Source organism: Pseudomonas putida (assembly GCF_002741075.1).
Taxonomy (GTDB): Bacteria; Pseudomonadota; Gammaproteobacteria; order Pseudomonadales; family Pseudomonadaceae; genus Aquipseudomonas; species Aquipseudomonas putida_T.
Genome location: NZ_CP016634.1, coordinates 689,959 through 702,509, shown reverse-complemented (window position 1 = coordinate 702,509; position 12,551 = coordinate 689,959). Strand labels below are relative to the sequence as shown.

The following is a 12,551-nucleotide window of genomic DNA, read 5'->3' as shown; positions in this document are numbered from 1 at the left end:
AGGCTGGCAAAGGCTGCCATCGCTCAACGCGGCTTGAGGTCCAGCCGACGCAGGTGGCAGGTCACTTCCTCACGGTCGTGATACAGCTGCTTGCAGGCGATCGATACCTTGACCTTGCGCGCCTTGAAGCCTGCCTCGATCCGGTCGAGCAGGCGGCGCACCTCGGCATAGCGCTGCTTCATCGGCAGCTTCAGATTGACCACCGCCTCGCGGCACAGTCCCTCGCCCAGCCAGGTTTCGATCAGCGAAGCGGTACGCGCAGGCTTCTCGACAATGTCGCAGACCATCCAGTCCACGGTCTGCTTGGGCTGCCAGGTGAATCCATCAGCCATCAGGTGCTGGACCAAGCCGGTTTCCATCAGGCTTTCAGCCATTGGGCCGTTGTCGATGGCGGTCACCAGCATGCCGCGCTTGACCAGTTGATACGTCCAGCCGCCTGGCGAGGCGCCCAGGTCGACACCGGTCATGTCGTCGTTCAGGCGCAGGTCCCACTGCTCGCGCGGGATGAACTGATGCCACGCCTCCTCCAGCTTGAGGGTCGAGCGGCTGGGCGCTTCACGGGGGAACTTCAGCCGCGGGATACCCATGGGCCACAGGGCCGAATTGTTCGACTCGGCCAGCCCGACGAATACTCGGCGCCCGCTGATGAACGTGAGCAACAAGCGCGGCCCTGCGGCACTCTCCGACAGGCGCCCGGCCTTCTGCAGCGCCTTGCGCAGTGGCATCTCGAACTTGCGGCAGAAGGTCGAAAGCGCCTTGCCCTCGTTGCTGTCGAGCACCTCCAGCCACAGACTGCCGAATACCGGGTAATCGGCCAGGTGTTCAAGCAGAACGCTGATCCGGTCGCTCTCCGGCAGCTCGACAAACGCTCCGCGGGCCCACTGGCGCGGGAAGATCAGCCGCTCGAAACGCAATTCACGCATCAAGCGCTCGCCGCCGTCGGGCTCGGCACAGACGAACTCGGCACAGGCGCTCTGCGGCTTGCCCCTGGCGTAGCCGGCGATGCCCAGGAGGGCGGCGTGTTCGCTGATTTCGGCGCAGACCTCGCCCTCGAAACCGGGCCGGCAATGCATGAACAGGGTATTCATCTTTCACTCCACGTCGCTGGCCTGGATCGCCAGCCTTGATCCGGCGCAAGGCTGGCGCCGGCAGGGCGGCGATGATAAAGGAAGATCGGAACCTGCGACACGCCCCACCTGTCCAGAAGTGGGTCAGGGCCGGCAAACCGGTCTACCCTGACCATTCAGCCAGGTCCGTTGCCTACGGACCGTCACAGAGCGGTGACACCGGCATCCCCTTGGCCTGTGTGGCGAGTCCGCACACTCGATACAGGAATGACCGGGCACCGGCGCAGAAGGAGTTGGCAATGCCCTCGCTCGATAGCCTGAAGACCCTCAAGACACTCACGGTGGCCGACCACACCTATCATTATTTCAGCCTCGCCGAGGCCGCCCGGCAATTGGGTGACCTGCAGCGCCTGCCCATGTCGCTCAAGGTGCTGCTGGAGAACCTGCTGCGCTGGGAAGACGGCAAGACCGTCACCGGTGACGATTTGCACGCCCTGGCCGGCTGGCTGGGCGAACGTCATTCCGATCGGGAAATCCAGTACCGCCCTGCGCGAGTCCTGATGCAGGATTTCACCGGCGTGCCCGCCGTGGTCGACCTGGCCGCCATGCGCACCGCCATGGCCAAGGCCGGCGGCGATCCGCAAAGAATCAATCCGTTGTCGCCGGTGGATCTGGTGATCGACCACTCGGTGATGGTCGACCGTTACGCCAGCCCCGCCGCCTTTGCCCAGAACGTCGACATCGAGATGCAGCGAAACGGCGAGCGCTACGCCTTCCTGCGCTGGGGTCAGAGCGCCTTCGACAACTTCCGCGTGGTACCACCGGGAACCGGCATCTGCCATCAGGTCAACCTGGAATACCTCGGCCGCACCGTCTGGACACGCGAGGAGAACGGCCGCACCTATGCCTTCCCCGACACCCTGGTCGGGACCGACTCGCACACCACCATGATCAACGGCCTGGGTGTGCTCGGCTGGGGCGTAGGCGGGATCGAGGCAGAGGCGGCGATGCTCGGCCAGCCCGTATCGATGCTGATACCCGAAGTGATTGGCTTCAAGCTGACCGGCAAGCTGCGCGAAGGCATCACCGCCACCGATCTGGTGCTGACCGTCACCCAGATGCTGCGCAAGAAGGGCGTGGTGGGCAAATTCGTCGAGTTCTACGGCGATGGCCTGGCCGACCTGCCCCTGGCCGACCGCGCCACCATCGCCAACATGGCGCCGGAATATGGCGCCACCTGTGGTTTCTTCCCCGTGGACCAGGTGACACTCGACTACCTGCGTCTTTCGGGACGTCCGGAAGCGGCGGTGCAACTGGTCGAGGCCTATTGCAAGGAACAGGGCCTGTGGCGCCTGCCCGGCCATGAGCCGGTCTTCAGCGATACCCTGTCGCTGGACATGCACGATGTCGAAGCCAGCCTGGCCGGGCCCAAGCGCCCGCAAGACCGCGTGGCCCTCTCACAGGTCAGCCAAGCCTTCGATGGTTTCATCGAACTGCAGCCCAAACCGATGACCAAGGAGGTCGGACGCCTGGAGAGCGAAGGGGGTGGTGGCGTGGCCGTGGGCAACGCCGACCAGGCCGGGGAAATCGACTATACCCATGACGGCCAGACCCACACCCTGCGTGACGGCGCGGTGGTGATCGCCGCCATTACGTCCTGCACCAACACTTCCAACCCAAGCGTGATGATGGCCGCCGGCCTGGTGGCCAAGAAAGCCCTCGAAAAAGGCCTCACCCGCAAACCCTGGGTGAAAAGCTCACTGGCCCCAGGCTCCAAGGTGGTCACCGACTACTTCAAGGCCGCCGGCCTGACGCCTTACCTGGATCAACTCGGCTTCGCCCTCGTCGGCTACGGCTGCACCACCTGCATCGGCAACTCCGGCCCGCTGGACGACGCCATCGAGCAGGCCATTGGCACCGCCGATCTCACAGTGGCCTCGGTGCTCTCGGGCAACCGCAACTTCGAAGGCCGTGTGCACCCGCTGGTCAAGACCAATTGGCTGGCCTCCCCGCCCCTGGTGGTGGCCTATGCCTTGGCCGGCAGCGTGCGCACCGACTTGACCCGCGACCCGCTGGGCATCGGCAAGGACGGCCAACCGGTATTCCTGCGCGATATCTGGCCCAGCCAGCAAGAAATCGCCGAGGCCGTGGCCAAGGTAGACACGGAGATGTTCCACAAGGAATACGCCGAAGTCTTCGCGGGCGATGCCCAATGGCAGGCCATCGAGGTCCCCCAGGCAGCCACTTATGTCTGGCAGGACGACTCCACGTACATCCAGCACCCACCGTTCTTCGACACCATCGGCGGCCCGCTCCCGGAGGTCCGCGATATCCAGGGCGCGCGCATTCTGGCCCTGCTCGGCGATTCGGTGACCACCGACCACATTTCTCCCGCCGGCAACATCAAGGCCGACAGCCCCGCGGGGCGATACTTGCGCAGCAAGGGCGTGGAGCCACGGGACTTCAACTCCTATGGCTCACGACGCGGCAACCATGAAGTCATGATGCGCGGCACCTTCGCCAACATCCGCATCCGCAACGAAATGCTCGCCGGTGAAGAAGGCGGCAACACCCTGCATGTGCCCAGCGGCGAAAAGCTGTCGATCTATGACGCCGCCATGCGCTACCAGGGCGAAGGCACCCCGCTGGTGGTGATCGCCGGTCAGGAATACGGCACAGGCTCCAGCCGCGACTGGGCCGCCAAGGGCACCAACCTGCTGGGAGTGAAGGCTGTGCTGGCGGAGAGTTTCGAGCGTATCCACCGTTCCAACCTGGTGGGCATGGGCGTGTTGCCGTTGCAGTTCAAGGCCGGCGAAAACCGCAAGACCCTCGGGCTGACGGGTAAGGAGCGCATCGACGTGCTGGGCCTCACCCATGCGCCTTTGCGCCCCGGCATGAGTCTGCCGCTGCGTATCACCCGCGAGGACGGGCAGCAGCAACAAATTGAAGTACTGTGCCGGATAGACACGCTGAACGAAGTGGAGTACTTCAAGTCCGGCGGCATCCTCCACTATGTGCTGCGCCAGTTGATCGCCGCCTGATCGCGCGCTTTGCGCCCATCGCAGGCAACGCCTTTCCCAGACCGATGGATAGGAGCTGGCGTCAGCCTGCGCGTGGGCGCACGTGTCCTGGCCACTCGCAGCTCTGTCGAAACGGTATTCGACGCGTTCATGACAAGGAATTCCCATGCCTGCTCTTTCCTGGCCCGCTCTGCTTCCACTCGGGCTCGGCTACAGCCTGGCCTTGGTCTACGGCAACCTGGGACCGGCCAGTCTGCCGACATTCGGCGCCCTGGTATGTGCCGCGCTGCTGGCCCGCCGTCCGGTACGCTGGCAACAGGTGGCCGGGCACATACTCTTCATCGCGCTTGCCATCGCCTTGGCAGTGCACTGGCTGCCTGGTTTTCATGGCGCCAAGGTGATCGACCAAGCGATCTTCAGCGAAGGCGCCCTGCCCTTTTCCATGTACTTGAATCTCGACAAGCCGCTGATCGGCTTCTGGCTGTTGTTGACCTGCCCTTGGGTACTGGCCTGGCGCATGTGGCGCACCAGCCTTGTGTTCATTCTGCCCCTTACCGTGCTCGTCTGCCTCGGCGGCGCCTGGGCGCTGGGCATCGTGACCTGGGCACCAAAATGGCCAAATCAGGCCTGGCTCTGGCTGCTGAACAATCTGTTGCTGGTCAGCCTTTCCGAGGAGCTACTGTTTCGTGGCTACATCCAAGGAGGATTGCAACGCCTGTTCGGCCATGACCATCTGGCGCTATTCGCCGCCGCGTTGCTGTTCGGCTCGGCCCACCTTGGGGCCGGTTGGCAATGGTTCTGCCTGGCCAGCCTCGCTGGCATGGGTTACGGCCTGGCTTATCGCCACGGCGGATTGATGGCAGCGGTCCTCTGCCACTTCGGCGTCAACCTTGCGCACTTCGCAGGCTTTAGCTATCCGATGCTGGCACTTGGCTAAGCAATCGGTCATGATCGGACTACAGCGTCACATAAACTTAAAAAATCGGCAATATTGACGATAAATGACGCAAAAACAGACGTTTCTTTACTCAAAATCTGGCGCTAATCATTGCGCTAGATCAAGTAAATTAAATAAACATTCAATAAAACCAGCGGCTGGCCGATACGTATCCAAAGCCTTGCGGATTGAACCTCATGCGTAACAACCAACCGATTACCCAGAGAGAACGGACGTTTCCTGCCGAACAGCGGTTGATCTCCACCACCAATGCCAAGGGGGTGATCACCTACGTCAACGATGCGTTCATCGATATCAGCGGCTTCTCCCGCGAGGAACTGACGGGAGCGCCCCACAATCTGGTCCGCCACCCCGACGTGCCATCGGCCGTGTTCGCCCATATGTGGCAAACCCTGAAGCAGGGCCTGCCGTGGATGGGGATCGTCAAGAACCGCTGCAAGTCCGGCGATCATTACTGGGTCAATGCCTACGTGACGCCGATCTTCGACAATAACCAGGTGATCGGCTACGAGTCGGTGCGGATCAAGCCCACTGCCGAGCAGATCCGCCGCGCCGAGGCGTTGTACCAGCGCATCAACCAGGGCAAGCCTGCGGTCCCGCGCCGTGACAAGTGGCTGCCCGTCCTGCAGGACTGGCTGCCGTTCATTCTGGTCAGCCAGATCGGCTTCCTGATCGGCAACTGGCTCGGCCATTCCTGGGGGTTCGCCCTGGCCGCGGGCCTGTCGGTACCGCTGGGGCTGCTCGGCCTGAGCTGGCAGCAACGTGGCCTCAAGCGCCTGCTGCGCCTGGCCGAACAGACCACCTCTGACCCACTGATCGCGCAGATGTTTACCGACAGCCGCGGTGTCCAGGCACGCTTGGAAATGGCCATGCTCAGCCAGGACGCCCGCATGAAGACCTGCCTGACCCGCCTGCAGGACAGCGCCGAACAGCTCAGTGACCAGGCACGCGAGTCCGACACCCTGGCCCACCAGAGCTCCACCGGCCTGGAGCGTCAACGCGTGGAGACCGAACAGGTCGCCGCCGCGGTCAACCAGATGGCAGCCACCACCCAGGAAGTGGCCAACCATGTGCAGCGCACCGCCGATGCGACCCAGGAGGCCAATCGCCTGACCAGCCAAGGGCGGCAGATCGCCGGAGAAACCCGCGAGGCCATTTCTCGCCTGTCCCAAGCCGTTGGTGAAACCGGGCAGACAGTCACCCAGTTGGCCAAGGACAGCGACGAGATCGGCGGCGTGGTCGATGTCATCAAAGGCATCGCCGACCAGACCAACCTGCTGGCCCTCAACGCCGCCATCGAGGCCGCGCGTGCCGGTGAGATGGGCCGTGGTTTCGCGGTCGTGGCCGACGAAGTCCGCCAGTTGGCTCAACGCACCGCCGAGTCCACAGGGCAGATCCACAACCTGATCGCCAAATTGCAGCAGACTGCCAGCAATGCCGTGCAGACCATGGAAAATGGCCATCGTCAGGCCCAGGAAGGCGTGGAGCGGGTGATGGAAGCTGACCAGGCCCTGGTAGGGATCAGCGAAGCCGTGGCCAACATCACCGACATGGCGACCCAGATCGCCGCGGCCACAGAAGAGCAAACCGCCGTGGCCGATGAGATCAGCCGCAACATCAGCACCATCGCCAACCTCGCCGACCAGACTGCCGAACAGGCCCAGCGCTCGGCCTTGCTCAGCGAAGAGCTGACCAGCACCGCCGGCAGCCAATACTCGCTGGTGGAACGCTTCAACCGCTAACGCGAGTCGGTGCTATCGTCGGGTCCAGCCCGCTTCTACAGGAGCGGACTGGACCCGACGCAGAAGCACAACAGCTCACCAGTCCAGCGCCAACTGGCTCTGGAAGTGGCGCATCTCCCCGGTCAGGGGATCCTCGAACCGCAAACTGTGCGCCAGCAGCTTCAACGGCCGCTGGTAATCATCCTCATCCTTCGACAGCTCCGGGTAGAACGGGTCATTGCAGATACCTGCGCCCAGCGCTGCCATGTGTACCCGCAACTGATGCGTCTTGCCCGTCACCGGCGAGAGGCCATAGCGCCACAGCTCGCCGTTCTTCTCCAGCACCTCGGCGAGGGTTTCACTGTTCTCCACGCCGTCCACCTCATGCATACGGAAGAAAGGCTCACCATGCACCAGGCGGCTACGGTGCACCAACGGGAACTCGCGCTCGGGCAGTGCCGCCGCTATGGCCTGATAGCGTTTGTCGATACGCCGCTCGGGGAACAGCCGTTGATAGGCGCTGCGAGTCTGCGGATTGGCGGAGAACAGCACCAGGCCCGCGGTATGCCGGTCGATGCGGTGCAACGGCACCAGATGCGGGTTGTCCAGGCGCCGGATCAGACGGCGCAACAAGGTCTGTTCGACATACTCGCCTGTCGGCGTGACCGGCAGAAAATGCGGTTTGTCCGCCACCACCAGGTGCTCATCGACGTGCAGAACCGACTCCTGGACAGGGATCGGCTTTTCGTTGAGCACTTCACGAAAATAATGCAGACGCAGCCCCCGGCGATAGGGAAAGTCCGCCGCTATGGGCTGGCCCTCTGCATCCAGCACACGACCACGGGCGAACCGGTCCAGCCATTGCTCACGACCGATGCCCTTGAAGTGGTCGCACAGGCAATCGAGCACCGTTCGCCACGAGCCCGGAGGCAGACAAACAGTGCTGGCTTGCTGATGGGCGGGGTCGAAAGAGGCAGTCATGAGAGGGCTCGGGCATTCAAAGGCGGGCATTATCCCCCATGGCCACAGGCTCAACCAGCCTCGGCCTGCAGCTCACTGCGCTCCTTGAGCCAGCGCAGTACCTGCACAGGCTCCCAACGGGCGGGATCGTAAAGGGCATAGATAAGCCCCTGATAACCCACTACATCCAACGCACGGTGATAGCCCGCACGCTGGAACAACGCTTCGATCTCGGCGAAACAGGTGTTGAAATGGACTTTGCCGAACGGTGTGCGGTCGTCGGTCACCAGGCCTTCGAGGCGCAGTTCCAGCACGGCCTCGCATACCGTCTCGGGCGGCATGCGATTGACGCTGTACTTCAGTTGCTCGACGTTGAACATGGGCGCATCCATATACTGTATTTATATACAGCATACGGATTCGCCCAAGCCTGAGTCAACGGCTCACCCCAGAAACGCCACGACCTGCTCGGCATCGAACGGCCAGCCCAGTTCAGCGCCGGTGTCGCACCGGCGCAGTACCGGAATGCTCAGCCCATAGCGCTCGAACAGCACCTCGCTTTCGGCGATATCGACCAGCTCCACCAACAGGCCATGCTCGATGAACGGCATCAGCATGGCCTCGGCGACTTCGCACAAGTGACACCCCAGGGTGCCGAACAATTGGCATTCAGGCAGCATGGACACGCCTCGAGTCTGCGGGAATGGGATAACCATTCTAGGACCATGCCCGCCCTCGTGCATCTGATGCGCGTCAATCCTGACTGGTCGCCCCGATGCGGTGCAGCGACAAGTCGGCGCCCTGGAACTCCTCTTCATGGCTAAGACGCAGCCCATGCACCCGCTTGATCAGGCCATAGACCGCAAAACCACCGACCAACGCCACGACGACGCCCGCCAGACTGCCCAGCAACTGGCTGCCCAGACTGACACCGCCCATCCCACCCAGAGTCACCTGCCCGAAAATACCGCAGGCGATACCGCCCCACACGCCACACAGGCCATGCAGCGGCCAGACCCCGAGTACATCGTCGATCTTCCAGCGGTTCTGCGCCGCGGTGAAACACCAGACGAACAACACCCCGGCGACCAAGCCCGTGGCCAGGGCACCGACAGGGTGTAAGACATCCGAACCGGCACACACTGCCACCAATCCGGCCAGCGGGCCGTTGTGCAGAAAGCCCGGGTCATTGCGCCCGGCCAGCAAGGCGGACAAGGTGCCACCAACCATCGCCAGCAGCGAATTGATCGCCACCAGTCCGCTGACCCCCTGCAAGGTTTGAGCGCTCATGACGTTGAACCCGAACCAGCCGATGATCAGGATCCACGAACCCAGCGCCAGAAACGGGATGCTCGAGGGTGCGAAGGCCACCAGCCGGCCTTCGCGGTACCGTCCACGACGCGCTCCAAGCAACAGCACCGCTGCCAGCGCCAGCCAACCGCCCATGGCGTGCACCACCACCGAGCCGGCAAAATCATGGAACGGCGCTCCAAAACGCGCCTGCAGCCAGGCCTGCAACCCGAAGTTGCCGTTCCACACCACCCCCTCGAAGAATGGATACACCACCGCCACGATCAACGCCGTGGCGCACAGCTGAGGAACGAAACGGGCGCGTTCGGCGATCCCTCCGGAGATGATTGCCGGAATCGCCGCCGCGAACGTCAGCAGGAAGAAGCATTTGACCAACGCATAGCCATGGTCGGCGGCCAGCGCCGCAGCCGGCTGGAAGAAGCTCACCCCATAGGCCACCCAATAGCCCACAAAGAAGTACACCAAGGCCGAGATCGCGAAGTCACTGAGAATTTTCGACAAGGCATTGACCTGATTCTTGTGGCGTACGGTCCCGACCTCCAGAAAGGCGAACCCTGCGTGCATGGCCAGGACCAAGATGGCGCCCATGAGAATGAACAAGGTATTGGAGCCGTGAACGAGGGAGTCCATCGCGCTGTGCATGTTTTCCATGAATAGGCAGACCTGCTGAAAAGGCACCAGGACAGTTCAAGAACCCGCATCCGTGCACCGATTCGGTGCCAGGCCCCTGCCCTGTTTCGGTGAGTCGGGCGAGGCCTGCGTGGTTTTTTCTTGGGTTTGTCGTGGATTGGGTTAAGGTTTATCGGTGTTGCGTGACCTGCGCACGCATTCGGCGCAATGATGGATAACCACGCTCCGGGACATAGCAAGGGCCGTACCAGCGACCATACTGAACCTTCCGCCAACCCCATCACTCGAAATAGCCATACACTTCTACAGGGAGAGCCTCCATGGCCAGCAAATCGGCAAAGACTGCTCAAGAGATACTGATGGCTGACTTCCAGGCCTTGGTGCGAGACACCGAGAAACTGCTCGCCGACACCGCCAATCTGGCCGGCGATCAGGCCGACGAACTGCGAGAGCAGCTTCATGACCGTCTGACCCAAGCCCGCGAAACCCTGCAACTGACTCAGGACTCGGTCCGCGAACGTGGCCAGGCAGCCTTGGGCAGCGCCGAGCAGTACGTCCAGGAAAACCCGTGGCAAGCCATTGGCATCGCTGCGGGCGTTGGCCTGTTGATCGGCCTGCTGGCCAGTCGACGCTAAGGGGTGAGCATGGAAAACGACGCCCCAGGCGCCAGCGCTTCCGGCAAGCGCCTCGGCGCGGCTTTGCTCGGCCTGCTGCACAGTCACATCGAACTGTTCGGCATCGAGCTGCAGGAGCAGAAATCCCGCACCCTGAGCCTGCTGTTGTTCGCAGGGCTCGCGTTGGTGTTCGCCCTCTTGCTGCTGACGGCCCTGTCGGGCTTGGTGCTGGTGTTGCTGTGGGACAGCTATCGCTTGGCCGGCATCATCGGCTTGTGCGTGTTCTACGGCATCGCCGCACTGTACTGTGGGCTGCGGTTGAAGGCGGCGGTGTTCGACGAGTCGTCCCCCTTCAGCGCCACCCTTGAAGAACTCGCCAAGGACAGGGAGCGCCTGTTGCCATGAGCCTGCCCGAACTGCCCAACACCCGTAATCCGCGTGAGCTGCGCAAGGCGTTGCTGCGCCTGCGCCTTGAAATGCATCGCCAACAGATCCACCACGAGTCGGCACAACTGCTCGAGCCGGTCCGACGCCTGCGTGGCATGGGCGATTCACTGCACGGAGGCCTAGGGATCAAGCATGCGCCGCTTTGGGGCCTGAGCGCGGTGGTCGCTTTGGGATTCCTCACCGGCAAAGGCGTGCGCAGCGGTAACCTGACCCGCCTGCTGCGCCTGGGTACCAGCCTGGCACCGCTGGTGCGACTGTTCTTGCGCAATAGCCGCCGTCCCTGATCGATCGCGCCCGCTGCTTGCGCGGGCGCGCCCGACACGGGAAGCTATGGCTTCCACCTGACGGGAGATCGAGCCTTGGACTGGCACACCCTGCTGACCCGCGAACGCCTGGGCAAAGCCCTGTACAGCCCCGAAGAACTGGGGCGCAGCCCCTTCCACAAAGACCATGACCGCATCATCTTCTCCGGTGCCTTTCGCCGCCTGGGGCGCAAGACCCAGGTCCACCCCGTTTCCAGCAACGATCATATCCACACGCGCCTGACCCATTCCCTGGAAGTCAGCTGCGTCGGCCGCTCCCTGGGTATGCGCGTGGGTGAAACCCTGCGCGACCACCTGCCAGCCTGGTGCGAGCCCAGCGACCTGGGCATGATCGTGCAGTCGGCGTGCCTGGCCCATGACATCGGCAATCCGCCCTTTGGCCACTCCGGTGAAGATGCCATCCGCCACTGGTTCCAGCAGGCTGCCGGACGTGGCTGGCTGGACGACATGAAGGAGGACGAGCGCGCCGACTTTCTCAACTTCGAAGGCAATGCCCAGGGATTTCGTGTACTCACCCAACTGGAATACCACCAGTTCGATGGCGGCACCCGGCTGACCTACGCCACCTTGGGTACCTATCTCAAGTACCCGTGGAGCGCCCGCCACGCCGACGCCCTGGGTTACAAGAAACACAAGTTCGGCGCCTACCAGAGCGAATTGCCGCTGCTCGAGCAGATCGCCCGCAAGCTCGGCCTGCCGCAGCTTGAACAACAGCGCTGGGCGCGCCATCCGCTGGTGTACTTGATGGAAGCCGCAGACGACATCTGCTACGCCTTGATCGACCTCGAAGACGGCCTGGAGATGGAGTTGCTGCAGTACGCCGAGGTCGAGGCCCTGCTGCTCGATTTGGTGGGCGACGATTTGCCCGAAACCTACCGTCAACTAGGGCCCACTGACTCACGGCGACGCAAACTGGCGATCCTGCGTGGCAAGGCCATCGAGCACCTGACCAACGCGGCGGCCCAGGCCTTCGTCGAGCAACAGACCGCCTTGCTGGCGGGGCACCTGTCCGGCGATCTGGTCGAGCACATGCACGGCCCAGCCAAGCGCTGCGTGCTCCAGGCCAAGGACATGGCGCGTAAGAAAATCTTCCAAGACAAACGTAAGACCCTGCACGAAATCGGCGCGTACACCACCCTTGAGATTCTCCTCAATGCCTTCTGTGGGGCGGCATTGGAACAGCACGGTGGGCGCACGCCTTCATTCAAGAGCCGACGTGTACTGGACTTGATCGGAAATCATGCACCCGACCCGCATGACTCGCTGCATACCGCCTTCCTGCGCATGATCGACTTCATCGCTGGGATGACAGACAGCTACGCCAGCGAAATGGCCAGTGAAATGACTGGACGTTCCAGCCCCCTGTGAGCGTTGTGACAAACCAATAGTCTTGGGGGCTAGTATTTGAAGGAAATTTCTTATTAGCCCTCAATAGAATTAAACGCCACTCCCTATTTACAAATAAAAAGTTACCAAACTCCGCGCCATTTTCGGCATCAA

At 62.6% G+C, this 12,551-nt stretch carries 12 protein-coding genes; 7 read left to right on the top strand and 5 right to left on the bottom strand.

The features are described from left to right. Positions 1-23 precede the first annotated feature (23 nt). Positions 24-1,088, bottom strand: a complete 1,065-nt coding sequence (gene rlmM / locus IEC33019_RS03680) for a 23S rRNA (cytidine(2498)-2'-O)-methyltransferase RlmM (protein ID WP_070093490.1) — start codon at positions 1,086-1,088, stop codon at positions 24-26. 278 nt (positions 1,089-1,366) lie between these two features. Between rlmM and acnA the strand changes: the two genes are divergently transcribed. From acnA to IEC33019_RS03665, 3 genes are all read left to right on the top strand, one after another. After that, positions 1,367-4,108: an aconitate hydratase AcnA gene (gene acnA / locus IEC33019_RS03675; RefSeq protein ID WP_070093491.1), complete on the top strand. Its 2,742-nt coding sequence runs from the start codon at positions 1,367-1,369 to the stop codon at positions 4,106-4,108. Between the two features lie 145 nt (positions 4,109-4,253). Beyond that, the gene (locus tag IEC33019_RS03670) at positions 4,254-5,024 is read left to right on the top strand and encodes a CPBP family intramembrane glutamic endopeptidase (RefSeq protein ID WP_070093492.1); all 771 of its coding nucleotides are present in this window, start codon (positions 4,254-4,256) and stop codon (positions 5,022-5,024) included. Positions 5,025-5,221: 197 nt separating this feature from the next. Next, positions 5,222-6,787 (top strand): methyl-accepting chemotaxis protein, encoded by a 1,566-nt coding sequence (locus IEC33019_RS03665; RefSeq protein WP_099593074.1) that lies wholly within the window; start codon positions 5,222-5,224, stop codon positions 6,785-6,787. Between the two features lie 75 nt (positions 6,788-6,862). On the opposite strand, the gene IEC33019_RS03660 is transcribed toward IEC33019_RS03665, so the two are convergent. The 4 genes from IEC33019_RS03660 to IEC33019_RS03645 form a co-directional block, all read right to left on the bottom strand. Further along, entirely contained in the window at positions 6,863-7,747 is an 885-nt protein-coding gene (locus tag IEC33019_RS03660) for a pseudouridine synthase (protein ID WP_070093494.1), read from the bottom strand. Between the two features lie 50 nt (positions 7,748-7,797). Beyond that, positions 7,798-8,106 carry a transcriptional regulator gene (locus IEC33019_RS03655; protein ID WP_070093495.1) on the bottom strand — a complete coding sequence of 103 codons (309 nt, stop codon included), beginning with the start codon at positions 8,104-8,106 and terminating at the stop codon, positions 7,798-7,800. Positions 8,107-8,169: 63 nt separating this feature from the next. Further along, on the bottom strand, positions 8,170-8,406 hold the full coding sequence (locus IEC33019_RS03650) for a glutaredoxin family protein (protein WP_070093496.1): 237 nt from the start codon (positions 8,404-8,406) through the stop codon (positions 8,170-8,172). A gap of 73 nt (positions 8,407-8,479) precedes the next feature. Further along, positions 8,480-9,688, bottom strand: coding sequence for an ammonium transporter (locus IEC33019_RS03645; protein ID WP_070093497.1), 1,209 nt, complete (start codon positions 9,686-9,688; stop codon positions 8,480-8,482). 299 nt (positions 9,689-9,987) lie between these two features. Between IEC33019_RS03645 and IEC33019_RS03640 the strand changes: the two genes are divergently transcribed. From IEC33019_RS03640 to IEC33019_RS03625, 4 genes are all read left to right on the top strand, one after another. Further along, positions 9,988-10,302 carry a DUF883 family protein gene (locus IEC33019_RS03640; RefSeq protein ID WP_070093498.1) on the top strand — a complete coding sequence of 105 codons (315 nt, stop codon included), beginning with the start codon at positions 9,988-9,990 and terminating at the stop codon, positions 10,300-10,302. A gap of 9 nt (positions 10,303-10,311) precedes the next feature. Beyond that, positions 10,312-10,686: a phage holin family protein gene (locus IEC33019_RS03635; protein WP_070093499.1), complete on the top strand. Its 375-nt coding sequence runs from the start codon at positions 10,312-10,314 to the stop codon at positions 10,684-10,686. Next, a complete protein-coding gene (locus IEC33019_RS03630) occupies positions 10,683-11,012 on the top strand; it encodes a hypothetical protein (protein ID WP_070093500.1) in 330 nt (109 codons plus the stop codon). The genes IEC33019_RS03635 and IEC33019_RS03630 overlap by 4 nt, the downstream gene beginning before the upstream one ends. Positions 11,013-11,087: 75 nt before the next feature. After that, positions 11,088-12,419 carry a deoxyguanosinetriphosphate triphosphohydrolase gene (locus IEC33019_RS03625; protein WP_099593072.1) on the top strand — a complete coding sequence of 444 codons (1,332 nt, stop codon included), beginning with the start codon at positions 11,088-11,090 and terminating at the stop codon, positions 12,417-12,419. The last annotated feature ends 132 nt before the right edge of the window (positions 12,420-12,551 follow it).